This window comes from Micromonospora sp. BS32 (assembly GCF_059089345.1).
On sequence record NZ_JBSSHR010000012.1, the window covers coordinates 121886 to 148883 of the forward strand.

The 26998-nt window shown below is 72.9% G+C and carries 26 protein-coding genes and 1 tRNA gene; 16 read left to right on the forward strand and 11 right to left on the reverse strand.

The features are described 5' to 3' along the window. Window positions 1-144: 144 nt before the first annotated feature. From AC5RWQ_RS19110 to AC5RWQ_RS19130, 5 genes are all read left to right on the forward strand, one after another. Window positions 145-1140, forward strand: a complete 996-nt coding sequence (locus AC5RWQ_RS19110; protein WP_494284063.1) for a glycosyltransferase family 2 protein — start codon at window positions 145-147, stop codon at window positions 1138-1140. Further along, entirely contained in the window at window positions 1125-3842 is a 2718-nt protein-coding gene (locus AC5RWQ_RS19115; RefSeq protein WP_494284064.1) for an O-antigen ligase family protein, read from the forward strand. Before AC5RWQ_RS19110 ends, AC5RWQ_RS19115 begins: the two co-directional genes overlap by 16 nt. A 3-nt stretch (window positions 3843-3845) precedes the next feature. Continuing rightward, window positions 3846-4703 carry a glycosyltransferase family 2 protein gene (locus AC5RWQ_RS19120; protein WP_494284065.1) on the forward strand — a complete coding sequence of 286 codons (858 nt, stop codon included), beginning with the start codon at window positions 3846-3848 and terminating at the stop codon, window positions 4701-4703. Next, a complete protein-coding gene (locus AC5RWQ_RS19125; RefSeq protein WP_494284066.1) occupies window positions 4700-5860 on the forward strand; it encodes a glycosyltransferase in 1161 nt (386 codons plus the stop codon). The genes AC5RWQ_RS19120 and AC5RWQ_RS19125 overlap by 4 nt, the downstream gene beginning before the upstream one ends. Before the next feature lie 114 nt (window positions 5861-5974). Further along, entirely contained in the window at window positions 5975-7150 is a 1176-nt protein-coding gene (locus AC5RWQ_RS19130; protein ID WP_494284067.1) for an acyltransferase family protein, read from the forward strand. 379 nt (window positions 7151-7529) lie between these two features. Here AC5RWQ_RS19130 and AC5RWQ_RS19135 read toward each other — a convergent pair whose 3' ends face one another. Next, window positions 7530-9005: a sugar transferase gene (locus AC5RWQ_RS19135; RefSeq protein WP_494284068.1), complete on the reverse strand. Its 1476-nt coding sequence runs from the start codon at window positions 9003-9005 to the stop codon at window positions 7530-7532. A 189-nt stretch (window positions 9006-9194) separates the two neighbouring features. Then, complete coding sequence (locus AC5RWQ_RS19140; RefSeq protein WP_494284069.1) at window positions 9195-10259, reverse strand: LCP family protein; 1065 nt, start codon at window positions 10257-10259, stop codon at window positions 9195-9197. 128 nt (window positions 10260-10387) lie between these two features. Here AC5RWQ_RS19140 and AC5RWQ_RS19145 point away from each other — a divergent pair, with 128 nt between their 5' ends. From AC5RWQ_RS19145 to AC5RWQ_RS19155, 3 genes are all read left to right on the forward strand, one after another. After that, window positions 10388-11221 (forward strand): class I SAM-dependent methyltransferase, encoded by an 834-nt coding sequence (locus tag AC5RWQ_RS19145; RefSeq protein WP_494284070.1) that lies wholly within the window; start codon window positions 10388-10390, stop codon window positions 11219-11221. A gap of 4 nt (window positions 11222-11225) precedes the next feature. Further along, complete coding sequence (locus tag AC5RWQ_RS19150; protein WP_494284071.1) at window positions 11226-12041, forward strand: MOSC domain-containing protein; 816 nt, start codon at window positions 11226-11228, stop codon at window positions 12039-12041. 61 nt (window positions 12042-12102) lie between these two features. Next, window positions 12103-13152 carry an expansin EXLX1 family cellulose-binding protein gene (locus AC5RWQ_RS19155; protein WP_494284072.1) on the forward strand — a complete coding sequence of 350 codons (1050 nt, stop codon included), beginning with the start codon at window positions 12103-12105 and terminating at the stop codon, window positions 13150-13152. A gap of 58 nt (window positions 13153-13210) precedes the next feature. On the opposite strand, the gene AC5RWQ_RS19160 is transcribed toward AC5RWQ_RS19155, so the two are convergent. From AC5RWQ_RS19160 to bcp, 4 genes are all read right to left on the reverse strand, one after another. Next, complete coding sequence (locus AC5RWQ_RS19160; RefSeq protein WP_494284073.1) at window positions 13211-13777, reverse strand: GNAT family N-acetyltransferase; 567 nt, start codon at window positions 13775-13777, stop codon at window positions 13211-13213. A gap of 66 nt (window positions 13778-13843) precedes the next feature. Next, window positions 13844-13929 (reverse strand) — tRNA-Leu (locus AC5RWQ_RS19165). After that, a complete protein-coding gene (locus AC5RWQ_RS19170; protein WP_494284074.1) occupies window positions 13900-14100 on the reverse strand; it encodes an IS3 family transposase in 201 nt (66 codons plus the stop codon). The genes AC5RWQ_RS19165 and AC5RWQ_RS19170 overlap by 30 nt, the downstream gene beginning before the upstream one ends. A 752-nt stretch (window positions 14101-14852) precedes the next feature. Next, a complete protein-coding gene (gene bcp, locus AC5RWQ_RS19175; RefSeq protein ID WP_494284075.1) occupies window positions 14853-15329 on the reverse strand; it encodes a thioredoxin-dependent thiol peroxidase in 477 nt (158 codons plus the stop codon). Between the two features lie 123 nt (window positions 15330-15452). Here bcp and AC5RWQ_RS19180 point away from each other — a divergent pair, with 123 nt between their 5' ends. The 4 genes from AC5RWQ_RS19180 to AC5RWQ_RS19195 are packed head-to-tail and all read left to right on the forward strand — an operon-like array spanning window position 15453 to window position 18174. After that, a complete protein-coding gene (locus AC5RWQ_RS19180) occupies window positions 15453-16169 on the forward strand; it encodes an energy-coupling factor ABC transporter permease (protein ID WP_494284076.1) in 717 nt (238 codons plus the stop codon). Beyond that, window positions 16166-16600, forward strand: a complete 435-nt coding sequence (locus tag AC5RWQ_RS19185; RefSeq protein ID WP_494284077.1) for a PDGLE domain-containing protein — start codon at window positions 16166-16168, stop codon at window positions 16598-16600. The genes AC5RWQ_RS19180 and AC5RWQ_RS19185 overlap by 4 nt, the downstream gene beginning before the upstream one ends. 15 nt (window positions 16601-16615) lie before the next feature. Continuing rightward, window positions 16616-17386 (forward strand): cobalt ECF transporter T component CbiQ, encoded by a 771-nt coding sequence (cbiQ, locus tag AC5RWQ_RS19190; protein ID WP_334492710.1) that lies wholly within the window; start codon window positions 16616-16618, stop codon window positions 17384-17386. A 14-nt stretch (window positions 17387-17400) separates the two neighbouring features. After that, a complete protein-coding gene (locus AC5RWQ_RS19195; RefSeq protein ID WP_494284137.1) occupies window positions 17401-18174 on the forward strand; it encodes an energy-coupling factor ABC transporter ATP-binding protein in 774 nt (257 codons plus the stop codon). A gap of 170 nt (window positions 18175-18344) precedes the next feature. Here the strand turns inward: AC5RWQ_RS19195 and AC5RWQ_RS19200 are convergent, their stop codons facing one another. Genes AC5RWQ_RS19200 through AC5RWQ_RS19215 form a run of 4 tightly spaced genes read right to left on the reverse strand, consistent with a single transcriptional unit; the run spans window position 18345 to window position 21302 of the window. Continuing rightward, a complete protein-coding gene (locus AC5RWQ_RS19200; protein ID WP_494284078.1) occupies window positions 18345-19448 on the reverse strand; it encodes a hypothetical protein in 1104 nt (367 codons plus the stop codon). After that, entirely contained in the window at window positions 19445-20161 is a 717-nt protein-coding gene (locus AC5RWQ_RS19205) for a DsbA family protein (RefSeq protein ID WP_494284079.1), read from the reverse strand. The genes AC5RWQ_RS19200 and AC5RWQ_RS19205 overlap by 4 nt, the downstream gene beginning before the upstream one ends. Further along, entirely contained in the window at window positions 20154-20672 is a 519-nt protein-coding gene (locus tag AC5RWQ_RS19210; RefSeq protein WP_494284080.1) for a MauE/DoxX family redox-associated membrane protein, read from the reverse strand. The genes AC5RWQ_RS19205 and AC5RWQ_RS19210 overlap by 8 nt, the downstream gene beginning before the upstream one ends. A 39-nt stretch (window positions 20673-20711) precedes the next feature. Then, the gene (locus AC5RWQ_RS19215; protein ID WP_494284081.1) at window positions 20712-21302 is read right to left on the reverse strand and encodes a sigma-70 family RNA polymerase sigma factor; all 591 of its coding nucleotides are present in this window, start codon (window positions 21300-21302) and stop codon (window positions 20712-20714) included. Window positions 21303-21410: 108 nt separating this feature from the next. Between AC5RWQ_RS19215 and AC5RWQ_RS19220 the strand changes: the two genes are divergently transcribed. The 4 genes from AC5RWQ_RS19220 to AC5RWQ_RS19235 all read left to right on the forward strand — a co-directional run bounded on the left by AC5RWQ_RS19220 (window position 21411) and on the right by AC5RWQ_RS19235 (window position 25594). Continuing rightward, window positions 21411-22055, forward strand: a complete 645-nt coding sequence (locus tag AC5RWQ_RS19220) for a zf-HC2 domain-containing protein (RefSeq protein WP_494284082.1) — start codon at window positions 21411-21413, stop codon at window positions 22053-22055. A 107-nt stretch (window positions 22056-22162) separates the two neighbouring features. Continuing rightward, on the forward strand, window positions 22163-23827 hold the full coding sequence (locus AC5RWQ_RS19225) for a copper resistance CopC/CopD family protein (RefSeq protein WP_494284083.1): 1665 nt from the start codon (window positions 22163-22165) through the stop codon (window positions 23825-23827). Window positions 23828-23845: 18 nt separating this feature from the next. Further along, complete coding sequence (locus tag AC5RWQ_RS19230; protein ID WP_494284084.1) at window positions 23846-24556, forward strand: YcnI family copper-binding membrane protein; 711 nt, start codon at window positions 23846-23848, stop codon at window positions 24554-24556. A gap of 141 nt (window positions 24557-24697) precedes the next feature. Continuing rightward, window positions 24698-25594 (forward strand): hypothetical protein, encoded by an 897-nt coding sequence (locus tag AC5RWQ_RS19235; RefSeq protein ID WP_494284085.1) that lies wholly within the window; start codon window positions 24698-24700, stop codon window positions 25592-25594. A 150-nt stretch (window positions 25595-25744) separates the two neighbouring features. On the opposite strand, the gene AC5RWQ_RS19240 is transcribed toward AC5RWQ_RS19235, so the two are convergent. Further along, window positions 25745-26998, reverse strand: coding sequence for a glycosyltransferase 87 family protein (locus AC5RWQ_RS19240; RefSeq protein ID WP_494284086.1), 1254 nt, complete (start codon window positions 26996-26998; stop codon window positions 25745-25747).

A 26998-nucleotide genomic window follows, 5' to 3' on the forward strand; every position in this document is an offset into this window, starting at 1 on the left:
GCCGGCGGCGCTCCCGCCGGCGGAAGGGGTGCGGTCCAGGGGGCATCGCCCGAGGCCAGCGCTCTGTAATATGTGGTGCCCGCGTACGGTCAGCAGCGAGCTGAGCGCGGTTCCGTTGTAGCGCAACTGGTTTGAAAGGATCGGATGGATCCCACAGTGCCGACGCGATCCGCGACGTGGCGTCCCACAGTCAGCGTCGTCATCCCCTCAGTCGGCAAGCCGGGACTTCGCCGAGCCGTCGAATCCGTGCTCGGGCAGACGCATCCGGTCACCGAGGTCCACGTGGTGCTCAACACCGAGGCCGAGGTGGACGTTCCTGACGATCCCCGCGTTCGGCTGTTGCGCTACCTCGAGCGCCGGAATGGGAATGCCGCCCGCATGGCCGGTGTCCGGAGGTGCGTCGGAGACCTGGTCGCGTTCCTGGACGATGACGACCTCTGGCATCCGACGAAGATCGAGCGCCAGGTGCGGGACATCGCCGAGGCCGGCCTCGCCGGGTCGTCGACATGGATCTCGTCCACCAAGGTCACGGTGGACTTCGAACACGGCTCCGAGACCTGGCCCCGCGCGCCCTACGACCCCGGCCGCAGCCTGGAGAACAACCTGTTGCGGCGGCACCGGGTCCAACGCGGGCAAGCGTTCCTCCCGTCCTCCACGCTCCTCTTCCCGCGGTCGCTTCCGATGACCGTGCCCCTGGACGAGGGGCTGAGTCTGCACCAGGACCTGACCTGGCTCCTTCAACTCTCCCGAAGCCTGCCCGGGCTGGTGGTCCGGCAACTGAACGACGCCCTGACGAGGTACGACGCGATCGGTGACGGTGTTTCGCGCTCAATCTCGCTGACCCGTGAGCTCGACTGGGCGCGCGAGTACCTCAGCTCGGCAACCCCCAGGGACCGGGGTGACTACTACCTGGGATCGGCCATGGCCTATGCCCGCCGGCAAGGGGAGATGGGCGGGATGGTGCGGGTCTTCTCGGAAGGACTCCGGTTCGGGCGACCGGGCGCAGCCGCCGTGGGCTACGCGTGCGGGGCCATGGCCGCGGGCTTGGTGAAGGCCGTGGCGGCGGGTGTGCGACAGCCGCGGCGACGCCGCACGGAGACCGACGAGGGCGCGAAAGTACGCCAGTGGGTCCGACGGTAACGGTAGGGACCGGTTCGTCGGCCGCAGCCATCGCGCGTACCGAATGGCCGGTAGCCCTGAGCGCGGCCGTCTCGGTGACCTGCCTCGCCCTGCTGCCCAAGACTTTCGGCCAGGGCGGCGCGCCGTGGCACGTCGGCATCGCCATCCCGGTCTTCGCGCCATCGACCTGGATGATCGCACTCGTCGTGGCCTCCGTCGTGCTGCTGGCGACGAGCCGGCGGCGGCTGCCATGGATGTCGGTCCTGGTGTGGTGGATCGGTGTCCTGGCCTTGTTCATCGGCATCGGCATCGTGATACGCGGCGGCGCTTCCACTCGGGAGTTGGTCGGAGCGGTGCAGTATCTGTCCGCGCCGGTCGCCTATGCGGTGGGATGTCTGTTCGCCAAGCACAGGTCCGCCGTCCCGGCGCTCAGACTGACCTCCGCCGGAGTCATCGCCGCCCAGTTCGGCTGCGCGGCTCTCCAGTGGCTCGGTGTACCGCTCAACCCCATGGGGACCGTCGAAGCGGCCCGCTTCCTCGGCGACCGGACCAACGGAACGCTGAACCACCCGCTCAACCTCGCGAAGGCCATCGTGCTGGTTCTCGCCCTCTACTACCTCACGACAGGGCCGGACAGCCGCCTCGGCCTCGGCCGGCTTCAGCTCCCCGCGATCGTCGGGCGGTACGGGATTCCCGCCACCGCGCTCGCGACGACCGCCCTGACCGGCAGCCGGACCGGGCTGCTGGCGGTCCTGATGCTGATCGTGATGGGCGAGTTGATGCTGCGCAGGCTGGGCGCGGCAGCGGTCGGTACCGGCCGCAGAAGCCGGCAGTCCGTCATCGGGTTCATCCTGCTCGGCATCGGCGTGCTCGCGGTGGCCCCCGTCTTCATCGTCCGGATGATCGCCGACCCGGCCGGCGGCGCCAGGGCGCAGATCATGTCGAGCGCACTGGAGTTCCTGGCCGGCAGACCGTGGTGGGGCATCGGCCCCAACAACTACGTGGAGGTCGTCGGCCGGATAGATCCCCTCGTGGGGAACGGGGTGCCGGTGCACAACGGGGTCCTGCTCGCCGCCGTCGAACTGGGCATACCGGGCGCGGTCATCCTCTTGATGCCGGCTTCGGCGTTGGCCGTGCTGTGCGTCTGGAAGGGTGTCTTCCGGCCGACCCTCCTTCCGGCGTTCTGCCTCACCTTCACGGTGGCCTATTTCGGGATCGCGGCCACCACGTACGGCGTCATGGCCGAGTCCATGCTGCCGCTGTGGTTCCTCGTTCTGGGAGTGGCGACCGTGTGGCTGGTGGAGGACCACCAGCACCAGGACCAACGACGCGGAGACCGGGGAGGCGATACCCCGACGCGCCAAGGCCACGGGAGCGCGGACCAGGGGGGCGGGGCCCCCGAGGGTGGGGAGGAGAAGCGACACGGCCCGGCCACCTCGGGCATCCCGGTGCCGGCGGGTCCGTCCCGGCGGCCGAACGTGCGCGGGGTGGTGGGCGGCGCCTCGGCTCTGGCCGCCTCCCGCATCGCCGGCAGCGGGCTGCAGGCCGTCGCGATGGTTCTGCTGGCACGGCAGGTGGACCCGCAAGGCTTCGGCGCCTTCGGCGGGTACTTCGGCGCGGTGGCCTTCCTGGCCGTCGTGGCCGACGCGGGCGTCTCGACCGCCCTCCTGCGTTGGCGGGCACTCGGGCGCGACACCGCGGTCAGCGCGGGCCTGCGCCTGAACGTCCTCACCACGATCGGTGGGCTGGTCATCGCCGCGGCGATCGGCCTGAGCCTCACCGCCGGCACCATGGCGCCGTGGATCGCCGTGCTCCTCGCGGCCGGCTGGATGCTGGACAAGAACGTCGAGACGATGTTGTCGCTCGCGATCGCCGACGGCCGGATGGGGCACGCGGTCGTGTCGATCCTGGGCCGGAAAGCCGTGCAGGTCGCGATCTTCGTGACCGCCGTCGAACTTGGCGGCGAACCCTTCGCCTCGCTCGCGTACGGCTTGGTGGTCGCGTCGGTGCTGGGGCAGGTCCACGTGCGTTTCGCGGTCCGGATCTCCGGCTCGGCCGCCGCCGCCGACGTGTGGCGAGCGGTGCTGGACTCGCGGGCGTACCTGGTCAGCAACGTTTCAGCACAGGCGCGGGTCCTGGACGCGACGGTCGTCTCCCTCGTCGCGCCGGGTGCCGGCGCGGGACTGTACGCCGCCGCGTCTCGCATCTTCTCACCGTTCGTATCGATCCCGTCCGCACTCAGCACCGTGCTGGTGCCGCATTCGGCGACCGCGGGGGCCGACGAGGCACGGCGGCTCTTCTGGCGGATGAACCTCGCCGTGGTACTCGTGGTCGGCGCGATCAGCGCCGCCGGGATGGCCGCCGCGCCGTGGTTGGCGGAGCTGTTGTTCGGCGAGATCTATTCGCAGGCCGGTGTCGTCATCGCCGTGATGCTCGCGGGCGTGCCCTCGTTCTGCGCGAGTTCGCCCTGCGGCGCCGTGCTGCAAGGCGTGGGTCGGGGGGCGCTGGTGGCGAAGATCGGCGTGGTGAGCGCCGCCGCGCTGCTCGTCACGGTGGCCGGCGGCGCGGCGCTGTTCGGTGCGGTCGGCGCAGCCGCAGCGGTCTCCCTGATGTATCTCTTCAAGCACGCATCGCTGCTCGTCGTGGGTGATGCCGTGCTGCGGAGCGACCGGGCGATGCCGGTCGTGCCGCACACGGCCGGGCACTCGACGTCGGCGGCGTGACCGATGAACTCCCAGGATCGCGAGCGAAGTGTGAAAACAGTAGCCGTCGTCGTGTCCCACAACTCCGCCCGAGACCTGCCCATGAGCCTGGGCAGCCTGCGTGAACTACCCATCGCCGACGTTGTGGTGGTGGACAACGCGTCGTCCGACGACAGTGTCGAGGTGGCGGCGCAGTACACCCCGCACGTCATCCGTTCGTCCAATGTGGGGTTCGGTAAGGCGATCAACGCGGCGGTGGAGCAATTTCCCGGCGCCGACGCCTACCTGTTGCTGAACCCGGACGCCGCGCTCACGCCCGACTCGTACGCGGAACTCTCGCGGGTGCTCCAGGACGACGCGAAGATCGGAGTTGTCGCGCCTCAGATGCGGTACGCGGACGGCGAGCCCGGCATCTCGGCGGGTCCGGACGTGAGCCTGGCCAAGGAATGGCTCGCCGCGTTGCGCGTGGACCACGTGGTTCCCGGCCGCGTGAAGCGGGAACTCGCCAGGTCGCAGCTGCTCCGCAGCCGGCTCCCCATGCTGGACTACCTCGACAAGAGTGCGTCGGCAGCGGCGGCGGACGTCGCCTGGGTGTCCGGATTCTGCATGCTGGTCCGGGCCACCGCGTTCCGCGACATCAATGGGTTCGACCCTTCCTTCTTCCTCTACTTCGAGGATGTCGACCTCTGCAGACGTCTGCGCGGTGCCGGCTGGCGCGTCGTGTCGGTCGGGACCGCATGGGCCATGCATCGGGAGAGCACGAGCACCGGTGCGGTCGGCAAGAACCGGCTGTACCGCTCGGGCCTGGTTACATACTGCGACAAGTACGGCACCGCGATGGACAGGTTCTCGGCCCGCGCCCTCAGGAGACTTCCGCTATGAAGATTCTTTTCGTCGCTCCCTGGATTCCCTCGAAGATCCGCCCGCGGAGCCTGGCCCTGCTCGAGATTCTCGCCAAGGATCACCAGATCCGTTTCCTCGGCTTGACCAGTTCGGACGAGGAGATGCGGCAGGCCCAGGAACTGCCCGTGGAGTCCACCGTGCTGGTGCCGCGTAACCGGATCACGTCGATGCTCCGTTGTGCCACGGCGCTGCCGACCGGCACGTCGCTCCAGCAGGCATACGCCGACGTGCCCCAGCTGGCGACCGCGCTCGCCAGCGAGCTCCGGCAGTGGCGGCCGGACGTCGTGCATCTCAACGTCTTTCGTACGGTGCACCTCGTGGAGCGGTGCGCGCCGGTGCCGGTGATCGTCGACCTCGATGAGTTCCGCAGCGAGTACTACAGCCAGCTCGCCCAGACCGCCGGCCCGAAGTGGAAGCTGGTGGGCAGGATCGAGGCGCCCCGCATGCAGGCGCGGGAGGACGCCCTGGTGGCTCACAATGTGCCGCTGATGGTGTCGGCGCCCTTCGATCCGGGCGAGGAGCGGCCGAACACGTACGTCGTTCGGAGCCCGTACGACCACCCGGAGGACACGACCCCGCGGGCGACGGAGCCGCGTGTGCTCTTCGTTGGGAGGCTGACCTACGAGGCGAACGTCGACGGGTTGCTGTGGTTCCTCAAGAACTGCTGGCCCGAGGTGCAGAAGCGGGTCCCGAACGCCGTACTCGACATCGTCGGGACCAACCCGCCCGCCGCTGTCCAAGCCTTCCGTGGCAACGGCGTCGAGATCCACGCCAACGTTCCCGACGTCGCCCCCTACTACCCGCGGGCCTCAGCGGCCATCGTTCCGATCTGGCGTGGTACGGGTGTGCAGATGAAGCTGATTCAGGCCCTGGCGGCGGGTGTTCCCACCGTGACCACGCCCGAGGTTGCCCGCAGATCGGGGGTACGGCACGATCACGAGGTCGTGGTGGGAGCGGACGCGCAGGCATGGGTGAGCGAGTTGAGCAATGTGCTCACCGATCAGGCCAGAGGCCAGCGGCTCGCTGCCGCCGGCAAGCGGTGGGCGCTGGACTTCCACAGCTCGAACGCGGTCCGTGAGCAGCTCGCCGCGGCGTACGCAGCCGTGTGGCCGGGCGCTGAGCAGTCTCGTCGGTAGCCTGCCGCGCCGCATCTTCAGCGCTCGTCGCCGACCGGCGGGCCGCTCGACCTAGTGAGGAAGACCATGGAGTCTCACGGTGCCGTCCGGCGCGGCGGGCACGATCGCCTCGTCGTGCTCGACGGTCTGCGCCTGCTCTCTGCGCTGATGGTCGTCGTGTACCACCTCCTGCACGGGGAGGGCGTGCGCGACGACGCCTGGGGGGTTCCGACCGATCAGCTCTTCCCCGGGCTGGCCGGCGCGGCGGCGTACGGCTGGCTCGGGGTGCAGATGTTCTTCCTCATCAGCGGCTTCGTCATCTGCATGAGCAGTTGGGGCCGCACCGTGGGGGAGTTCGCGGTCGCGCGCGTGGTGCGGCTCTACCCCGCGTACTGGTTCGCTGTCGTGGCGACCACCACGGTCCTCGTCCTGTTCCCGGTCTTCGCCACGCACCGGGACTGGACCCACGTCCTGGTCAACATGACCATGCTGCAGTCGCTCATGGGTGTCCCCGACGTCGAGCAGGCCTACTGGACGCTCTCCGTGGAGCTGCTGTTCTACGTGCTGTTCGCCCTCGTGGTGGTGGCGCGCGGGGTGACCGTCCGACGCGTGGTGACGTTCTGTGCGCTGTGGACGCTGGCGTCGCTGGCCGCCCCGTGGTTCAACAACGCCGGGGTCCTCATGTTCCTCGGACGCGGATACGCCCAGTACTTCATCGCCGGAATCGCCTTCTACCTGATGTACCGGTTCGGGGCGAACGCCTTGCTCTGGGCCATTGTCGGGTGCTCGTGGATCATCGCCATCTCCCGCCTGTGGTCCGAGATCGAGACGCACGACACGAGCGAGTTTCCGCCCGCGGCCGCCTGCGTCACGGCCTTCTTCGTCGTCATGGCGCTCATCGCCAACGGTAAGGCCGACCGCATCCGGTGGCGATGGCTGACCACCGCCGGCGCCCTCACCTACCCGCTGTACCTGCTGCATGCGCAGATCGGCCTGACCGTCATCGCCGCGGCCCGGCCGTACCTTCCCGCCTGGGTGTTGCTGGGGGCGACGATCGCCGGGCTGCTGCTGCTCGCGTACCTCGTCCACCGGCTGGTCGAACGCCCGGCCGCGAGGCGGCTCCGGCGGGCCCTCCTCCAGTCGCTCGACAGCATGCGCGCGGCCGACGCCGTGCCCGTCGTGCCCGCCACACGCGCGCCTGCGCCGCTCGTGGCCGAGCCTGCGCTGCCATCCACCGACGAGCCGAGTGACGACGAGATCGCCAACCTCTACCGAGGCACACTTCAGGGATCGCCCGCAGCGCGACTGTGAGATCCTGGCGCGGATGTGGCAGCGGCAGCTGCTGCGTACCTCCGTCACCGACCTGGCAAGCAGCCCCGACTCGCGTGCCTCTTCAAGACTCGGTGCGGCGGCGTGCCGGGCCGACAACGGCGGCCCCGACCCTGACTGCATCCGACCGACGACCAGCGACCGCTTCCCCCGCCCGGCAGCCCGTCCGAGCTAGAGGGTCCTTGCCCACGACCGCCGGGCCGCCGCGAAGCTGCGGCCGCTGGCGGACTGACTGGCGGACTGGCGGACTGGCGGTTGAGCCTGGCCGAGGCGCTGGCCAGCGACGCCCGATAGGCGACCCCTGCGGCCCGGCGGACGGGCGGCAGGGGGTGTCGCGTCCACTACGGGCGGCGGGGCGGGCTCAGCGACCACCACCGCGGAAGACCTCCGCGAGGGTGCGCTGCAGGATCTTGATGTCGAGCCAGAGCGACCAGTTCTCGACGTAGAAGTTGTCGAACCTCGCCCGGTCGGAGATCGGCGTGTCGCCTCGCAGGCCACTGACCTGCGCGAGCCCGGTGAGACCGACGGGGACCCGATGGCGCATCGCGTAGTTGGGGTACTCGACCGAGAACTTTTCGACGAAGTACGGCCGTTCCGGCCGCGGCCCCACCACGCTCATGTCACCCCGCAGGATGTTCCAGAGCTGGGGCAGCTCGTCCAGCGACGTCCGGCGCATGAAGCGCCCGATCGGCCCCACCCGCCGGTCGTTTGCGATGGACCAGTTCGTCTGCGACTCGTGCTCGTCGACCGGGCGCATCGAGCGGAACTTGATGACCTTGAACGGTTCGCCGTACCGACCGATCCGCTCCTGGTAGAAGAAGATGCCGCGGCCGCCGTCGAGGAACGTCGCGATCGCGCAGAGCAGGAGCACCGGGCTCAGCACGATCAACGCCAGCGCGGCGAAGAGCACGTCGGAGGCCCGCTTGATTTTCCACCGCGGACCGGTGAGCGAGGTGTCGCCGATCTTGACGATGGGGATCGCCCCGACGTGGTCGGGGTAGCCGCCCTGGGACCGGGAACCCCAGAGGCGCTGCGCGACCCAGAGGTCGCAGCGCGAACTGGCGGGCCGCAGCAGGATCTCCATCAGGGTGGACTCCGGGCAGTCCGGGTCGGCGACGACCAGGACCTCGCAGTTCAGCAGCCTGGTGAGTTGTTCGAGTTCGTCGAGGGTGCCGATCAGTGGAAGCGACCCGACACCCTGCCGTGACGAGGCGTCGACACAGCCGACGAACCGCAGTCCGTACTGCGGGTAGCGCCGGAGCAGCCGGGCGAGCTCGCCGCCGATCGGACCGCTGCCGATGACGATGGCGTTGTGCTCCACCCACCGACGCTTACGCGCGATGATGAGGAAGTTCCGGCTGAACGCACGGCCGACGATCACCAGGCCGGCGGAGAGCGCCACGTCCTGCATGAACCCGCTGACGTACGGCACCGAGTCGTGACGCTCGGCCGCGATGATGGCCACCACGGCGCCGGATGCCAGGAGCCGCCCGCCGAGGCTCGGCAGCTCGTCCAGGATGCTGACGTGACGGCGGGCCCGGTAGAGCCCGCCGGCTGCGAAGAGGGCCACCGTGAGGCCGGCGTTGACCAGGGTCCCGCGCCAGTAGTTCTGGGTCACCAGCAGTGGCGCGAGCAGCGCGACGACGTCGATGGGCGCCGTCATCATCCAGGCCCGGAGCCCGCGCGTGCGCTTCGAGGCCCGGGAGCTGGCGTAAGGCAGCACCGTGGTCGTGTCGAGACCGGTGGACGTCTCCGCCTCGGCCAGCGTCTCCTTCGGCGACCGGACGGCGGGGATCACCACAGTGATCCCCGCACCGCCGGTCGTGTCGTCCTGCATTGCCACTGGCTGCTGCGATGCTCCGTCGAGGTCCGATCTGGATGCAGCAGGGTGACTAAACGCCGGTAGGCGTGACATGGTTGGTCCTTCCCCCGTGAGAACCCCTGGCCAGGTGTGCAACGCCGGGGGCGATCGAAGGATACGAACCAACCTGCCGCGCCACCAGAGCCGGCAAGGCAGTCCGGAATCCTACTTTCCGGCAGCCACGATGTCGGGGACCGAGTCGCGGCGGACCGCGTCGAAGAGCGTCCTGGCCTTCGACTTGTCTGCGAACACGACGCTCTCGGTGCCGACCCGGCCCGTCCCCGTCACCGGGCAGGTGACGAACGCGAGGTTGCCGCTCCGCAGGCCACGCAGCTCCATCGCCAGGTCCAAGACGGACAGTGACTTGTCCACCGCCACCGCGTTCGACGTGGCCTTCACGAACGAGTTCAGCTTGCCGGGGTTGGCCAGCAGGCCGCCGGAGGCCGCCTTGTCCAGGATCGCCCGGATCACCTGCTGCTGGTGCCGGATGCGCGCGAAGTCCCCGTCGGCGAACTGCTTGCGCTGCCGCGAGTAGTCCAGCGCCGCCTCGCCGTCCATCCGCTGTTGGCCCGGACTGAAGGTGCGGAACGGGGGGTGGATCGAGGTGAAGCTCTTTTCCACGTCGACATCGATCCCGCCCAGGGCGTCGACGATCTCCTTGAAGCCGCCGAAGTCGACCATCGCCACGTGGTCGACGCGGACCCCGGTGAACTTCTCCACCGTCTGCACCATCAGCGGCACACCGCCCCACGCGTAGGCTGCGTTGATCTTGGCGTCGCGGCCGCCTCGGCCCTGGTCGGAGCGCGGGACGTGCGTCCAGGTGTCCCGCGGGATCGAGATGAGCTGGGCGCTCGACCGGTCCTTCGGCAGGTGGGCCAGGATGATTGTGTCGGTCCGCGAACCCCCGGTGTTCTCCGGGTCGCGCGAGTCGCTGCCCAGAATCATGATGTTCATCGCGCCCTTGGCGACCACCTGCGGCCGGGACTCCTCGGGCACCCCGGTGAACGCGTCGACCCGGTCGATGGAGGAGTTGACCGAGCGGTAGTACAGCCCACCCGCGAGGACACCGCCGCCGGCCAGCAGCGCCAGCACCAGCAGCACGATCAGGGCGATACGCCGGCCGCGACGGCGACGTGGAGCCGGAGCGGACGGCTGGCCCGTACCGTCGACATCCTCTTCGGACGCGGAGAGGCGCGGTTCGGAGTCGGCGAGCTGCTGGCGATCTGACATGGCCGCGATGCTACTGACTTCCCTTTGCCTCCGGGGACCCTCGTCCGGACGGTCAGCCCCGGCCACCCGGTCGGGGAATCCAAGACTTTCTTCGCCACTCTTCGCCCCTCACCTGGTACAACCTCGGCGTGGACGCAACGACGCTTCGCCGGGCCATCGCCCGCACCCGCCTCGCGCCGGTCGCCGCCTTCCCAAAGCGGCTCGGCCGCGTCGCCCGGCACGACGCCAGGGTCATCCGCACCTCCGCCCGCTGGCTGTTCACCTCCCGCGAGCACCACAACTACACCTACGAGCTGACCAAGCTGAGCCGCCAGCACCTGACCTGGTTCGTCAGCGTCGTCTGCGACACCCCCGTCAAGCAGGTCCGCGCGTACGTCGAGGAGATCGAGTCCGACGACACGCTGCGCGGCCACATCGAGCGGGCCACCGCCGGCGCCGCCCGCCGCGGCCTGGCCGACAAGCAGGTCCGGTACGCCCGGCGCGTCGGCTGGTACGCCATCGTCCGCGCCATCCGGCCCGGCCACGTCGTCGAGACCGGCGTCGACAAGGGGCTGGGCAGCTGCGTGCTCGCCGCCGCATTGCTGCGCAACGCCGCCGACGGGCACCCCGGGCGGCTCACCTCGCTGGACATCAACCCCGAGGCCGGCTACCTCGCCCGTACCGCACCCTGGTCCGACGTGGTCGACCTGGTCATCGGCGACTCCATCGCCTCCATCGCCGCACTGGACCGGCCCGTCGACCTGTTCCTGCACGACAGCGACCACAGCCGGGCCCACGAGAAGCGCGAATTCGACGCGGTCGAGCCGAAGCTCGCCCCCGGCGCGATGCTGCTCACCGACAACGTCACCCACACCGACGTGCTCGCCGCTCACGCCGAACGCACCGGCCGGCGCTTCCTCGCCTACCGGGAGACGCCGGTCGATCACTGGTACCCCGGCGACGGCATCGGCGTGGCATGGTAGGCCGGTGCGGCTGAGCGCGATTCACACGTACCCCGTCAAGGGTTGTCACCGGCTCGACCACGACGCGGCGCGCGTCGAACCCTGGGGCCTGGCCGGCGACCGGCGCTGGATGGTGGTCGACGCCGACGGCGTCGGCGTCACCCAGCGGGAGGCCACCGACCTGGTCCGGCTGCGGGCCACCCCGCGCGACGGCGGCCTGCTGCTCGCCGCGGCCGGCCACCCCGACCTGGACGTCGCCGAGCCGGCCGGCGACGACGCCGTCGGCGTCCGGGTCTTCCGCAGCCGGCTCGCGGTCGACGCGGTACCCGCCGGCGAGGCCGCCGACCGCTGGCTCACCGCCCTGCTCGGCCGGCCGGTCCGCCTGGTCCACCTGCGGCACCCGACCCGGCACGTCGTCCCCGGCGAGCGCGAGCACGACACCGGTGACCAGGTGAGCTTCGCCGACGAGTACCCGCTGCTGCTGGCGGGTGCCGCCTCGCTCGACGCGCTCAACGACCGGCTTGCCGAGGCCGGCGAGGAGCCGGTGCCGATGACCCGGTTCCGCCCCAACCTGGTTGTCGCCGGGACGCCCGCCTGGGCCGAGGACGACTGGGCCGGCCGCCGGCTCCGCGTCGGCACCACGGTCCTCCGCGCCGCCGGGCCGTGCGACCGCTGCGTGGTGACCACCACCGACCAGGAGACCGGGGTACGCGGCCACGAGCCGCTGCGCACCCTCGCCCGGCACCGCAACATCGGCAGGAAGCTGCTCTTCGGCCTGCACCTGGTGCCGGAAGGCCCCGGCGCCGTGGCGGTCGGTGACCAGGTCACGGTCGAGGAGTGACCCTTAGCTCTGTCTTAGTCGGCTTGCCCCGGGTCGGTCGGGTCCGGCAGCATCGACCGGCGTGACCGACGGTAGCGCTCCCGGCGACATCGCTTCCCGCCCCGCGCCCGGCCGCCGCCGGGCACCCCACCCGGCCCGCACCCGGTGGCTGGCCGCGGGCGGCGTCGCCGCGCTCGCCACCGTGCTCGGGCTGAGCCTCGCGCTGCGCTCCGGGGCCGCCCCCGCCTGCGCCGCCCCGCCGGCCCTCGCCCCGGTCGGCCTCACCGGGCCGCTCGACCGGGCCGCACCACCCCTCGGCGGTGCCGTCCACACCGGAAAGGCCACCTTCTACGACTCGAAGGGGGCCGGCGGGAACTGCTCCTACCCGTCCGCGCCGGCCGACCGGCTCTACGTGGCGCTCGGCCCGAGCGAGTACGGCGCGGGCGCCGCCTGCGGCGGCCACCTCGACGTCACCGGTCCGAAGGGGACCATCCGGGTGCTCGTCATGGACCAGTGCCCGGAGTGCGAGCCCGGCCACCTCGACATGTCCCGGGAGGCATTCGCCCGGATCGCCGACCCGGTCCAGGGCATCGTCGGGGTCAGCTACCGCGCGGTCGTCGACCCGCCGCTGCCCGGCCCGCTCACCTTCCGGATCAAGGAGGGCGACTCGCAGTGGTGGTTCGCCGTGCTGGTCGGCGACCACGGCAACCCGCTGCGCTCCGTCGAGGTGCGGCAGGGCTCCGCCGGCACCTGGCGCGCCAGCGCCCGGCAGGACTACAACTACTGGCTGATCGACTCCGGTGCCGGCCCCGGCCCGTACGGGATCCGGGTCACCGACGTGTACGGCCACCGGGTCACCGCCACCGGCATCCGGATGGCGCCCGGCCAGCAGCAACGCTCCACCGTGCGGATGTACGGCGGATCGCCGTCGTCCACCGCACGCGCGGCCGCGCCCACCCGGTCGGCGCCGGCGTGGCCGAGCGCCCGGCCGTCCGCCACCGCCTCGCCCAGCCCGTCGCGCGCCGCCCCGGCCGGTCCGACGGCCACCGCCTCGGCTCCGGCCGTGCTGGACGCGGTGGCCGCGCCCGTGGTGCCGGCGGGGGACGCCCGCCCGGCCGGCTGCGGCGGCTGACCCGCCGCCGTTCGCCGTCGGTCCGTGGGGCCGTCCGCCCCGTCGGTGGCGCCGGCGATCAGTCGGTGGCGCAGGATGTCCGGTGGGTGTCGCCGCCGCCGTCGGGCCGGTCCAGGTCGAGCCACATGAGGATCTCGTCGCGGTCGTCGCCGGGGGCCACCCGGAGCGCGCCGGGCAGGCGGCCGACCTCCCGGTAACCGAGCCGCTCGTAGAACGCCTCCAGCCCGAGGCCGCCGCGCACCGTCACCTGGATCGCCCGCCAGCCGAGTTCCGGGGCGCGGCGCGCCGCCTCCCGCATCAGGTCGAGGCCGTACCCCCGGCCCTGGGTGTCGGGGTGGACCATCACCCGCTTGAGGATCCCCCAGTGCGCCTTCAGGCGGAACCGGTTGTCGGCGAAGATCAGCACCGCGACCGGGCGGTCGCCGTCGTACCCGATCATGAGCCGGTCCGGCCCGTGGGTGACGGCGGCGAGGGTGGCGTCGGCGACCGGTCGGACCTCGGCGGCGGTGACCGGCGCGACGAAGCCCACCGCGCCGCCGGCGTTGGTGACGTCCACCCAGAGCGCGAGGATGTGCTCGCGCAGCTCAGGGGTGAGGTCGGGATCGAGGACGAAGCGCAGGCTCACGCCGGCCATCCTGCGGGAGCGGTGCCGCGGTGAGCCAAAGATCGTGACGCGCCTGACACGGCTGCCTGGTGCGGGAGAGGGGATTCGAACCCCCACGTCCTTTCGGACAATAGGACCTAAACCTACCGCGTCTGCCGTTCCGCCACTCCCGCCGACCCGCTGAGTCTAGAGCGTCGCTCCGTCGCGGTGGTGAGGCCGGCTTCCTTCAATATCGCCAGTACGGTTCGGTGGCTGACCGCCACCCCGCCGCCTGACGACTCCGCCAGGCCCCGCGCGATCCGGCGCGACCCGTACTCGGGATGGTCGAGCGCGTACCGGATCACGGGTTCGGCGAAGCGCCGTGGCCCCGGACGGGCCCGGACGCGGAGCGGAGGCGTGACGGCGCCGGTCTGCCTCAGCCGGCGCCGGAGCCTGCCGACATGGTCCCGCGTGCAACCGAGGCGTCGGGCGGCCTCCGTCGTGGTCAGCTCGCCTACGTCGACGCGCCGGATCAGTGTGAGCAGCTCTTCGCCCCCCCAGTTGTCGCTGGTCGGTCGTGGCCCGATCGGCGGGGGCGAGCGGCCCGGCGGTCGACGGGCCCTGGCTGCTGCGACCCGCGTAGGTGGGCGTCTGGCTGTGACAGTTCGGGCAGAGCAGCCGCAGGTTCGGTGGACGGTTGTCGAGGAAGTCGCCGTTGACGTGGTCAACGTGCAGCACGAGCGGGGCGCCCTGCCAGGTCGAGCCGACGCCGCAGATCTCGCACTGTTGGGGAACGCCGATGGAGGCCAGTGCGCGCCTCAGCCGGAACCCCGGGGTCCGGTAGGCGCCCGGCGCCAGCCTGACCAGTACTTCCGATGAATCGAGGCGCGGACCGGGACGACCCCGGTTGTGCGCGCCGCCCGTGAAGTGGGACGTGTCGACGCCGAACCGTTTCAACTGTCGGCTGATGTGCGCGTGCGACCCACCGCTGAGGCGGATCCCCAGCAGGCGCATCACCCCGGCTGTCGAGTGCGCGGCGGCGGCCGCCTCGGCGAGCGCCTCGGGCGTGTATTTGTACCGGACCACGTACGCACCGTAGTGGCCGGGTCTGACACGCTCAGTCGAGCCCGAGGTCCCGGCGCAGCTTGGCGACGTGCCCGGTGGCCTTGACGTTGTAGAACGCGTGCTCGACCTTCCCGTCCGGGTCGATGACGAACGTCGAGCGGATCACCCCGGTCACGGTCTTGCCGTACATCTGCTTCTCGCCGTACGCCCCGTACGCGGTGAGTACCGCCTTGTCGGTGTCGGCGACCAGCGGGAAGGTGATCGCGTCGCGTTCGCGGAACTTGGCCAGCTTCTCGGGCTTGTCCGGGGAGATGCCGACGACCTCGTAGCCGGCGGACTGGAGCGAGGCGAGCGAGTCGCGGAAGTCGCAGGCCTGCTTGGTGCAGCCGGGGGTCATCGCGGCCGGGTAGGCGTACAGGATGACCCGGCGGCCGCGCAGGTCGGCCAGGGAGAGCGTGTCGCCGGTGTCGGTCGGGAGCGTGAAGTCGGGGGCGGGGTCGCCGGGGGCGAGGCGGTCGGGCGCGGTCATGGCGGTGACCATACCGCCGGCGGGTGACGGTCCGGATGACGCGCGCCGGGACCGGCGGTGATCAACACCATGCCTTGTTGCCACTTCTCGGCAACAAGGAGGTCGTGGAAATAAGCTGAGCCGGTGGACACCCTGGCGATGCACATCTCGAACGGGATCATCAACGGTCCCGTGGCGGGGATCTTCGCGGCCGTCGCGCTCGCCGCGCTGGCGGTCTGCGTGCTGCGCGGCCGGCGCGACCTCGACGACCGGCTCGCGCCGATGGCGGGGCTGGTCGCCGCCTTCATCTTCGCCGTGCAGATGATCAACTTCCCGATCTTCACCGCCGGGGTCAGCGGCCACCTGCTCGGCGGCGCGCTCGCCGCGCTGCTGGTCGGGCCCTGGGTGGGCGCGCTCTGCGTGGCGGTCGTGCTGATCGTGCAGGCCCTGGTCTTCGGCGACGGCGGGGTGGCGATGCTCGGCCTGAACGTGACCAACATGGCGCTGCTCGGCACCGCGGCGGCGTACCTGTTGATCGCGGGTCTGCTCCGGGTGCTGCCGCGCACCCCCGCCGGGCTCGGCGTCACCGCGTTCGTCTCCGCGCTGGTCAGCGTGCTGGTCGCCAGCCAGGGCTTCGTCTTCCAGTACTGGCTGGGTGGCACCACCGACCTGGGCGGCAACATCACCGGCCTGGCCGGCACGATCGCCGGTGTCCACCTGCTCATCGGCATCGGGGAGGGCCTGATCACCGCGACCACGGTGGTCACCGTGGCCAAGGTCCGCCCCGACCTGGTCTACGCCCTACGCAACCTGCGGCCGGCCAGGCCGGCCCCCGTCCCGACCGTGGAGAGTGTCCGGTGAGGACGCGTACCCGGGGGTTCGTCGCGGTCGGCCTGCTGGTCGCCCTGCTGCTCGCCGGCGTGCTGAGCAACTACGCCTCGTCGCACCCGGACGGGCTGGATTCCTCCCTGCTCAGGGGCTGCACGGTGAACGCCGACGGAGAGATCACCGGCGGTTCCTGCCCGGCCCAGCAGTCCAGGGACCACGAGCTGGCCGACGGCCCGCTGGCCGGCTACGGCATCCGCGGCGTCGACAACCGGTTCCTCTCCACCGGCCTCTCCGGGGTGCTCGGCGTCCTGCTGACCTTCGCCATCGGTGGCGGCGCCTTCTGGCTGCTCCGCCGCCGCGGCCCGGCGACCCCCGAGGCCGGTGACCGCCCCGCCGACGACCGCCCCGAGGCCGGCGTCCGGGCCGCCGACGAGGGCCGGCAGCCGACCGGCACCGCCGGCTGAGCGGGGGTACGCGGCATGGGCGCGGGACACGCGCACGTCCTCTACCGGGAGTCGACCTCGCCGGTGCACCGGCTGGCCCCCGAGGTGAAGATCGCGGCGATGGTGCTCTTCACCGTCGCCGTGGTGGCCACCCCGCGCGAGGCGTTCTGGGCCTTCGGCGGGTACGCCCTGCTGGTCGCCGCGGTGGCCGCGCTGGCCCGGGTCGGTCCCCGCTGGCTGCTCACGCGCGCGACGATCGAGCTGCCGTTCGTCCTCTTCGCCGTCGCGCTGCCCTTCCTCGGCGCGGGAGAGCGGACCGAGGTGGCGGGGCTCAGCCTCTCGGTGGACGGCCTGCACGGCGCGTGGAACATCGTCGCCAAGGGCACCCTGGGCGTCCTCGCCTCGCTGCTGCTGGCCGCGACCACCACCACCCGGGACCTCATCCTCGGGCTGGACCGGCTGCGCTGCCCGCAGATCCTCACCCAGATCGCCACGTTCATGCTGCGCTACCTGGACGTGCTGGTCGGCGAGGCCCGCCGGATGCGGGTGGCCCGGGTCTCCCGGGGCGACGACCCGCGTTTCCTCTGGCAGCTACGCGGGTTCGCCGCCGGGGTGGGCGCGCTCTTCCTGCGCGCCTTCGAGCGCGGCGAGCGGGTCTACCTGGCGATGGTGTCGCGCGGCTACACGGGTCGGATGCCGGCCGTGTGGCAGGGCGCGGGGGCAGCCACCACGGGGCAGTGGCTGGCCGGCGCGAGCGTCCCGCTGGTCGCCGTCGGCATCGCCGCGACCGCCGCCGTGCTGTCATGATCGGGCGGGCTGACATCATCGGGGATGTGCAGACCACCGCCTCCCTCGACGTCCGTGGCGTCCGGTACGCGTACCCGGACGGTCACGTGGCCCTGCACGGGGTGGACCTGACCGTGCCGCGCGGCGAGCGGCTGGCGCTGCTCGGGCCGAACGGTGCCGGCAAGACCACGCTGGTGCTGCACCTCAACGGCATCCTCACCCCGACCGAGGGGTCGGTCAGCGTGGGCGGCATGGCGGTGACGAAGGACCGGGGCGACCTGGCCGAGATCCGCCGCCGGGTCGGCATCGTCTTCCAGGATCCGGACGACCAGCTCTTCCTGCCCACCGTGGCGGAGGACGTGGCGTTCGGCCCGGCCAACCTGGGGTTGCGCGGCGCGGAGCTGGCGCAGCGGGTGGACGAGGCCCTCGCCGCCGTCGGGATGAGCGCGCATCGGGACCGGGCGCCGCACCACCTCTCCTTCGGGCAGCGCCGCCGGGTGGCGGTGGCCACCGTGCTCGCCATGCGCCCGGAGGTCCTGGTGCTCGACGAACCGTCGTCCAACCTCGACCCGGCCGCCCGGCGGGAGCTGGCGGAGATCCTGCGGGGCCTGCCGGTGACCCTGCTGATGGTCACCCACGACCTGCCGTACGCGGCGGAGCTGTGCGAACGGTCGGTCATCCTCGACGCCGGCCGGATCGTCGCCGACGCCCCCACCCCCGACATCCTCACCGACGCGGACCTGCTGGCCCGCCACCGCCTGGAACTCCCGTACGGCTTCGACCCCCGCACCGCCCCCCACCGCCCCTGACGGGCCCGGCCGCCCGAGAGGCGGCCACCCGCCACCAACGGGGCCCAAGATCGCACTCTTTCCAGAAGGAGTGGCTTCCCGAGCCGTGGAGGCCACTCTTTCCAGGAAGTTGCGCGGATCTGGCGACGCGGGCGCGGCGGCGGGCGGGCGGGCGCGGCGGGGTTGGGGGGTCAGGTCGTGGGGGTGGCGGGCTCGGGGGCGGCGGCGGGGTCAGGCGCCAGCCGGGACGCGGCGTGCAGGCGGAGGACGCCGACGGCGACGGCGCCCGCGCCGGTGGCGATCACCAGGGTGACCAGCACCCGGGCGGTGGTGCCGGGCCAGGGGAGCGGGGCGACCGCGCGGGCGAGCACGGCGGCGTTGGTGACGCCGGCGAAGAGCGCCAGGCAGGCCCCGGCCAGCGCCAGCGCGAAGTCCGCGGCGGGCCGGCGGGCGAGCGCGTAGAGGCCGGCCGTGATCGCGCCGAGCCCGGTGACCAGCGGCCAGATCTGCCCGGCGAGCAGTCCGGCGAGGACCCCGCCGAGCCCCTCCGCCCCGGCGTCCAGCTCGCGGCCGACGGCGAGGACGACGGCGGCCGCGCCGCCGAGCGCCAGCAGCCCGCCGACCGCGCGCAGCGCCCGCGCCCCGTCGGCCGAGCCGGCCGACAGCAGCCCGGCCGCGCCGATCGCCAGCGCGCCGAGCGCGGCGGCGACCCACCAGGGGTACGGGTCCGGGGGTGGCACCCAGTCCAGCGTGCCCCGGATCTCCAGCGGCTCGGCGCCGTCGCGGACCGGCACCGTCCAGTCCCGGACCCGGTGTTCCCGGCCGGGGTCGGCGGCCACCTGCGCCGGCACCCCGGACTCCCGCCACTGGGCCCGCTGGTCGTGCCAGCGCACCCGGGAGTCGTCGGAGATCCGCCGCCAGGCCGGGGCCGCGGCGGGGTCGGCCTCCGGCGGCAGCGCGGTCCGGCCGGCCAGGGTCCGGTTGAGGTACGTGGCGGGGGAGCGGCTGTTCTCGAACGCCCCGTCCGGGCCGACCCGCAGGTACGGCTCGCCGGAGTAGCCGATCACCTCGACGTCCCGGCCGGTGTGGTTGACCAGTTCCAGCCGGGCGCCCGCCTCGACGACCCGTACCGTCAGGCCCGGCCGGGCCGGGGTGAGGCCGGTGGCCTCGGCGCGGTAGTCGGTGCCGGCGGGCGCGTCGGCGCCGTGCGCGTACGCCGGGGTGGCGAGGGTGACCAGGGCGGTGAGCGCGGCGGCGAGCAGCAGGCCGGTCCGCCGCAGCGGGCTGGGGATCACTTGCCGGCCGCCTCCACGGCCGCGGTGATCCCCGCCGGGGTGCGGTCCTCCACGACCGTGCCGTTGACCTTGATGGTCGGGGTGCCGGTGACGCCGGCCTTGCTGGCGTCGTCGGTCACGTGTTCGGTCCACGCCTTGTACGTGCCGTCCTTGACGCACGAGCCGAAGTCGTCCTTGTTCAGGCCCACGCCCGCGCCGATGTCGATCAGCTCGTCGTTGCTCAGGCCGGCGCTGCCCTCGGCGGGCTGCCGTTCGAACAGCGCGTCGGTGAACTCCTTGAACTTCCCGCCCTTGGCGGCGCAGCCGGAGGCGGCCGAGGAGCGGGTCGAGTACTCGGTGGTGGAGAAGCGGTTGAGGTAGGCCACCGGGTGGAAGACGACCTTGGCCTTGCCGTCGGCGACCAGCTGGTTGATCGTCGCCCCGCTGGTCTGCTGGAACTGCCGACAGGCCGGGCAGAGGTAGTCCTCGTAGAGGTCGAGGGTGACCGGACCGTCGCCGATCACGATGCCGGTGCCGGGCGGGTTCGCGCCGGGCGGGGTGGTGAAGGTGTCCGACTTCTGGCTACGGAAGACGCTCCAGCCGATCAGCCCGGCGATCACCAGCACCACGACCGCGGCGACCGACGTCCAGAGGGTCCGCTTGCGCCGTTTCTCCCGGGCGATCTGTTCCCGGACCACCCGTGCCGCGTCCCGTTGTCCCTTGCGACTACTCATCCTCGTCCTCCACGGGTGGTTCGCCCGCCAGCCAGCCGTCCACGGAGACGGGGGTGCGGGGCCAGCTCAGCAGGAATCCGGCCAGCGCCAGGAATCCCAGGTCCCGGAGGATCTCCGGGAGGTAGCTCGGGGCCTGCCCGGCGGCGAGCTGCCCACCGCTGCCGAAGCAGCCGCAGTCGATGGCCAGGCCGCGGCTCCAGGCCGAGGCGATGCCGGCGACGAAGACCACCAGCAGCGCGGCGGAGACGCCGGCGGCGAGCCGGGTGGCCAGGCCGAGCAGCAGGATCACGCCGAGCGCCAGCTCCACGAAGGGCAGCGCCGCGCCGATCACCGTCGCCGCCTCGTACGGCATCACCTGGTACGCGTTGACGGCTCGGCCCGAGGCGGCCAGGTCACCGACCTTGGCCCCGCCGGCGATCAGCCAGACGGCGGCCAGGCCGAGTCGGGCGGCGACGCCGAGCCAGGGGCGGATGGCGGGCCAGCGGCCGGCCCGGGTGCGCGCTGCGGTCACGATCATTGGTCGTTCCGCCCCCTCGATAAGTTCCACGGCTCAGCCGGCGAGCGCGTCGCCGACGGCGTCGACCAGGTCGGTGCGGGCCCGGGCCACCCGGGACCGGATGGTGCCCACGGGTACCCCCTCCACGGCGGCGGCCTCCGCGTACGACAGCCCGAGCAGTTGGGTGAGCACGAACGCGCCGCGGCGTTCGGCGGGCAGCCGGCGGACCAGGTCGACGGCGCCGAGCTGGCCGGCGGGGTCGGGGTGCGGGTGGCCGGTGTGCGCGTGGGCGGCGAGCCGCTCGTCGAGGCGCCGGCGGCGGACCACCGTGCGCAGGTGGTCGGCGCAGGCCCGCCGGGCGATGCCGAGCAGCCAGGTCCGGGCGCTCGAGCGCCCCTGGAAGGAGGGCAGGGCGCGGAACGCCCGCAGGTAGGTCTCCTGGGTGAGGTCGTCGGCGCTGTCCGCATCGACCAGCGCGGCGGCGAAGCGCCACACCTCGGCCTGGGTGGCGCGGACGAACGCGGCCTGGGCCACCGGGTCGCCGTCGCGGGCGGCGAGCGCCCAGCCCGTCGCCGACTCCCGCCCAGCGCCGTGGTCCACACCGGTACGGCCGGCGGCGGCGGTGTCGCGCGGGGCAGGGATCACGACAGACGAGGTTACGCGGCGTGGCGGTGGTGGGCAGGGCCCTTCGGCCCTTTCCATGGCCCCGCTCACGTCGGGAACTTTTCCCCGCCCCCGCCCGACTACCTGCTCATGAAGTGCGACGACGTACGGGTGGCGCTGTCGGCGCGGCTGGACGGCGAGGACCCGCAGGCCCCGGCGGAGGTGCTGAACGCCCACACCGAGGGCTGCCCCGGCTGCCGTAGCTGGCTGGACCGGGCCGAGCGGGTGACCCGGCTCACCCGGGTCCGGTCGGTGCGGGTGCCCGACCTGACCGCCGAGGTGCTGGCCGCGGTCGCCGCCGACCCGGTGCTGGCCCGGCGCTCCCCGGCGGCCGTCCGGGCGGCCCGCCGGCAGGTGCTGCGCATCGCCGTGGCGGTGGCCGCGGTGGCTCAGCTCGCCGTCGCGCTGCCGCTGCTGCTGGCCGGGCTCGGGGTGGCGGCCGACCCGCACGCCAGCCGGGAGATGGCCTCCTTCGACGTCGCCCTGGCCGTCGGGTTCGCGCTGGCCGCCTGGCGGCCGGAGCGGGCCCGGGCGTTCCTGCCGGTGGCGCTGGTGCTGGCGGTCTGCCTGGCCGGCACCAGCGTGGTCGACATCGCCAACTCGACCACCGCGCTGGTGCACGAGGCCGGTCACCTGGCCGCCGTGGCGCAGGCCGGACTGCTCTGGGCGCTGGGGCGGACCAGCGGCGACACCGGCCGGCCGTGGCGCGCCTCGGTCGTGGCGGGACGCGGGTGAGCCCGGCCGGGACCAGCGCCGGAAGTGCGGTCACGTCCGGGGCCGGGGCTGGCGGTGCGGCGCGGCGGGCGGGGCCGGGTGGTCGACCCCGCGCCCGGTCGGCGAGCATGGCCGGCATGAACCCTGTCGATCGTCGCCGGTACGCGCGGCTGGGCGCCGCCGCCGGCCTGCTGGTCACCCTGGTCGCGCTGCTGCTCGCCCCGGCGTCCCCGGCGAGCGCCCACGCCGTGCTGGCCAGCAGCAGCCCGCAGGCGTCGGCGGTGGTGCCGAGCGGCCCCGCCGAGGTGGTGCTCACCTTCAGCGAGTCGGTCCGCAGGGTGCCCGGCAAGATCCGGGTGATCGCCCCGGACGGCTCCCGCGCCGACCGGGGGGAGCCGTCCTTCAAGGGGTCGGTGGTGACGGTGCCCGTCGACCCGTCCGGGCCGCGCGGCACCTATCTGGTCAGCTACCGGGTGATCTCCGCCGACAGCCACCCGGTCTCCGGTGCGTTCACCTACTCGGTCGGGGCGCCCTCACCGCCGCCCACCGACTCGGGGTCGGACAACCGTGCCGACCCGGTGGTGGGCGCGGCGGTGAAGGTCGGCAAGTACCTCAGCTACGTGGGGCTGCTGCTGGTGGTCGGCCCGGCGCTGGTGCTCGCCGCGCTCTGGCCGTACCGCCTCTCCCGGCGCGGTCCGGCCCGGCTGCTCTGGGCCGGCGTCGGCCTGCTGGCGGTGGCCACCGTGGCCGAGATGTGGTTGCAGGTGCCGTACACCGCCGGTGGGGGACTGTTCGACGTCACCGGTGCGGGCGTCGCCGAGGTGTTCGGCAGCGCGTACGGGGCCGCGCACCTGGTCCGGCTGGGCCTGCTGGCGGCGGCGGTGTTCCTGCTGCGCCCGCTGACCGCCGGGCCGCCGGGCCGCACCGACGGGATCATCCTGGGCGTGCTCGGGGTGGCGGCCCTGTTCACCTGGTCGCTGGCCGGGCACCCGGCGGCCTCCCCGGCGCCGGCGGTGTCGGTGGCGGTCGACGCGGTGCACCTGGGCAGCATGGCGGTCTGGCTGGGCGGGCTGGTGATGCTCGCGGTCTTCCTGCTGCGCCGGGCCGACGAGCGGGAACTGGGGGCGATCCTGCCGATCTGGTCCCGCTGGGCGGCGCTGGCGGTGGCGGCGCTGCTGCTCGCCGGCACCGTGCAGGGGCTGATCGAGGTGGCCACCCCGCGCGCGCTGGTGGACACCGCGTACGGGCGGCTGCTGCTCGCCAAGATCATCCTGTTCGGGCTCGTGATCGGGGTGGCCGCGTACTCCCGGCAGTTGGTGCGGCGGCGGACCGCCGCGGCCCGGCCGGTGCCGGTGCGCCGGGCCATCTGGGTGGAGCTGGCGGTCACCGCGACCGTGCTCGGCCTGTCGGCGACGCTGGTGCAGACCACCCCGGCCCGGACCGTGGCCGCCGAGTCCGGCGGCACCTCCAGCGGCCTGTACTCCGCCATGCTCACCAGCCCGCTCTACCAGTTGCAGGTGGACATCGACCCGGCCGAGAAGGGCAGCAACTCGATGCACCTGTACGCCTACGGCAAGGACAGCAAGCCGCTGCCGGTGGTCGAGTGGAAGGCAACCGCCGCGCTGCCGTCGGCCGGAATCGAGCCGATCGACGTCCCGCTGCTGCCGCTGACCGACAACCACGCGACCGGCGAGATCAGCCTCCCGGCGGCCGGTGACTGGCAGTTCCGCCTCACCGTCCGCATCTCCGACATCGACCAGGCCACGGTGACCGCCACCGTGCCGATCAGGTAACCGAAAGGCGCTCACGCAATGATCCGTCTCCGGCGTCCCGCAACCGCCGCCGCGCTCACCCTCGCCGCCCTCGCCACGGCCGTGTTCGGGCTGGCCGGGCCCGCCTCCGCGCACGTCTCGGTGGACCCGAAGCAGGCGACCCAGGGCGGCTACGGCCGCTTCGCCTTCCGGGTGCCGAACGAGAGCGACACCGCCGCCACCACGAAGGTGGAGGTGGTGCTGCCGGAGAACGCCCCGGTCGGCTCCGTCTCCACCCTGCCGGTGCCGGGCTGGACGGTGGCCGTGGAGAAGCGCAAGGTCGACCCGCCGGTCGAGGTGCACGGCAGCCAGCTCACCGAGGCGGTGTCGAAACTGACCTGGACGGCCACCGGTGACGCCGGGATCAAGCCGGGCCAGTTCCAGGAGTTCCCCGTGTCGATGGGGCCGCTGCCGCAGGTCGACACGATGGTCTTCAAGACCTTGCAGACGTACTCCGACGGCAACGTGCAGCGCTGGATCGAGGAGCCCACCGGCGGCACCGAGTCGGAGAACCCTGCCCCGGTGCTCACCCTGACCGCCGCGTCGGGGTCGCCCACGGCGGCACCGGCGGCGCCGGCCGACGCCGCCGACGAGGACGGTGGCGCGTCCACCGGGCTGGCCGTCGCCGGTCTGGTGGCGGGGCTGGCCGGGCTGGTCCTCGGCGGCCTCGCGCTGGCCCGTACCCGCCGTCCGGCGGCGCCGAAGGCCTGAGCCGCGTTCCCGACCGGCCCGGCGGAGCACCTCCGCCGGGCCGGTCGTCGCATCCACGCCGTCCCCGCTGATATCCGCAGATCACGGCGCTCCCGTCGGTAAGGTCTGCCGGGTACCCGGTCACCGAAGGAGACGAAACGGATGCGGTTCGTGCGCGCGCTCGCCGGAATGCTGCTGTTGGTCGTCGGGATTCCGGCGTTGCTGCTCGGGGGCGGGTTGTGGACGGTCGCCCGGCACGCCGCCTCGGACGGCACCTTCGGCGCCCGCGTCGAGCCGGTGCGCACCGCCGGCCGGGCGGTGGTGGTGGCCGACGTCGACGCGCTGCTGCGCGAGCAGGCGCCGTTCACCCGGCTCGGTCCGGCCCGGCTGCGGCTGACCGCCCGGACCGTGGACGGCCCCGCATTCCTCGGCCTGGCCCCCGCCGCCGAGGTGCGCCGCTGGCTCGCGCCGACCCCGTACGTCACGGTCGACCGGGTGGCGCCGGCCCGCGGTCCGCTGCCGGTCCGGCTCACCGACGCGACGCCCGCCGCCCCCGCCGGGGCCGTCGGCGCGCCCGCGGCCGGCCCGCTCGGTCGGCCCTTCTGGGTACGCGAGGGGATCGGCGTGATCGAGTGGAGCCCCGCCGAACTGGCCGGCCGGGGCCTGAGCCTGGTGATCATGCGGCCGGACGGGCGGGCCGAGCTCGCCCTGGAGTCGCGCGCGGAGCTGCGGGTCGGCTGGCTCGACCCGGCCGCCTGGGCGCTGCTGGCCGGTGGCCTGCTGCTGATCGGCCTGGCCGCCCTGGTGCTGCTGCGCCCGGTACGCCCGCGCGAGGTGGTCTTCGTGGTGGAGCCGGACCAGGTGCCGGTCCTGGCCGGCCGGCTCGGGGTCAGCTCGCTGAGCGGCCTCGGCGTGCCGGAGCCGGAGCCGGAGCGGCAGCTCGTGTCGGTGGGCTCGGGGGTGCCGGCGATCGGCGCGGCGCCGGCCCGCCCGACCACGCTGGCGGACCTGCCGGCGTGGCCGCCGCACGCCCCGGAGAGCGACGCCGGCCGGGACTGACCGGCGGGACGCCGGACGGCCCTCCGCGCTGCCGACGCGGAGGGCCGTCCATCACCGGGGGATCGGTGCTACCCGAGAGACGCCTGGGGTAGGTGTTGCCAGATTAACCCCGGTACGCCGTGGATGGGAACGTCTGTCCATTTGGCGCAACTATCCCCGGGCGGGTGTGGGCCGGGCCTCCCGCCGCACCGGGAGCGTCACCAGCAGCAGCAGCGCGAGCAGCACGTACTCGTTGCGGAACACGAATTCGCCGGGCGAGTCGGTGGGCACCGCCGCGATGCCCCAGTCCTGGAAGGACACCACGCCGTAGATGATCACGGCGGAGGTGCCGACGGCGAGTGCGAGCAGCCCCCAGCGCCGCCGCTGTTCGTCGGTGCCGCGGCCGGTGCGCAGCGCCGCGTCCACCAGCACCACCACGGCGGGGATGAACCAGTAGATGTGGTGGGTCCAGGTGATCGGGCTGACCAGCCCGCCGACCAGGCCGGTCAGGGTCAGGCCGGTGAGTTCGTCACCGGCCCGGGCGGCCCGCGCCGCACGCCACAGGCCGAACCCGGTGACCACCAGCACCAGGGCCAGCCAGACCAGCTGGGGCGGCTTCGCCGGGGCGTCGAGCCGGCTCAGCAGCCCGAAGAGCGACTGGTTGCCGGTGTAGTCGGTGCGGCCGACGCGGTCGGTCGCCCAGAGCTCGTGCGTCCAGAACCGCCACGAGTCCCTCGGTGCCAGCGCCGCCGCCAGCAGGGTCGCCGCCGTCGCGGTCACCCCCGCGACCACCGCAGCCCGCCAGCGCCGGCTGATCAGCAGGTAGAGCAGGAAGATCCCCGGGAAGAGCTTGAGCGCTGCGGCCAGGCCGACGCCCACCCCGGCCCAGGGCCGCCCCCGGGGTACGGCGAAGAGCAGGTCGGCCAGGATCAGCACCACCAGCAGCATGTTGATCTGGCCGAACGTGATCGTCTCCCGGGTGCTCTCCACCGCAAAGACCAGCAGCACCGCCACCGTGAGGGTGAACAGCCGGGGCAGCCCGTACCGGGCGATCAGCGGGGCGACCAGCCAGCGGGTCGTCACGACCACGCCGATGCCGGTGAGGGCCGTGAAGATCGCGATGGTGAGGCCGAGGGGGAGCGCCGCGAACGGCCGGAGCAGCAGCGCGCTGAACGGCGGGTAGGTGAAGTAGAGCTCACCCTGCACCCGGTCCGGCTGGACGTAGTCGTAGAGCGGGTGCCCGGCCGCCCACCAGTCCATCGCCCGCATGTAGATCTTCAGGTCGAAGAAGTCGTGCACCAGGCCCGGCAGATAGAGCGCCGGCAGCACGGCCGCCAGTGCCAGCACCGTGACGATCCGGCGGAGCGTACGGCCGCGCTGGTCGTCCGGGGCGACGGCCGGTGGCGCGACGGATTCGGCTGGCAC

Bases quoted from the DNA above. Each gene is read 5' to 3' on its own strand.
- AC5RWQ_RS19110 (WP_494284063.1), top strand. From the start codon at position 145: ATGGATCCCACAGTGCCGACGCGATCCGCGACGTGGCGTCCCACAGTC.
- AC5RWQ_RS19120 (WP_494284065.1), top strand. From the start codon at position 3,846: ATGAACTCCCAGGATCGCGAGCGAAGTGTGAAAACAGTAGCCGTCGTC.
- AC5RWQ_RS19125 (WP_494284066.1), top strand. From the start codon at position 4,700: ATGAAGATTCTTTTCGTCGCTCCCTGGATTCCCTCGAAGATCCGCCCG.
- AC5RWQ_RS19135 (WP_494284068.1), bottom strand. From the start codon at position 9,005: ATGCAGGACGACACGACCGGCGGTGCGGGGATCACTGTGGTGATCCCC.
- AC5RWQ_RS19140 (WP_494284069.1), bottom strand. From the start codon at position 10,259: ATGTCAGATCGCCAGCAGCTCGCCGACTCCGAACCGCGCCTCTCCGCG.
- bcp (WP_494284075.1), bottom strand. From the start codon at position 15,329: ATGACCGCGCCCGACCGCCTCGCCCCCGGCGACCCCGCCCCCGACTTC.
- cbiQ (WP_334492710.1), top strand. From the start codon at position 16,616: ATGGGCGCGGGACACGCGCACGTCCTCTACCGGGAGTCGACCTCGCCG.
- AC5RWQ_RS19205 (WP_494284079.1), bottom strand. From the start codon at position 20,161: ATGAGTAGTCGCAAGGGACAACGGGACGCGGCACGGGTGGTCCGGGAA.
- AC5RWQ_RS19220 (WP_494284082.1), top strand. From the start codon at position 21,411: ATGAAGTGCGACGACGTACGGGTGGCGCTGTCGGCGCGGCTGGACGGC.
- AC5RWQ_RS19225 (WP_494284083.1), top strand. From the start codon at position 22,163: ATGGCCGGCATGAACCCTGTCGATCGTCGCCGGTACGCGCGGCTGGGC.
- AC5RWQ_RS19230 (WP_494284084.1), top strand. From the start codon at position 23,846: ATGATCCGTCTCCGGCGTCCCGCAACCGCCGCCGCGCTCACCCTCGCC.
- AC5RWQ_RS19235 (WP_494284085.1), top strand. From the start codon at position 24,698: ATGCGGTTCGTGCGCGCGCTCGCCGGAATGCTGCTGTTGGTCGTCGGG.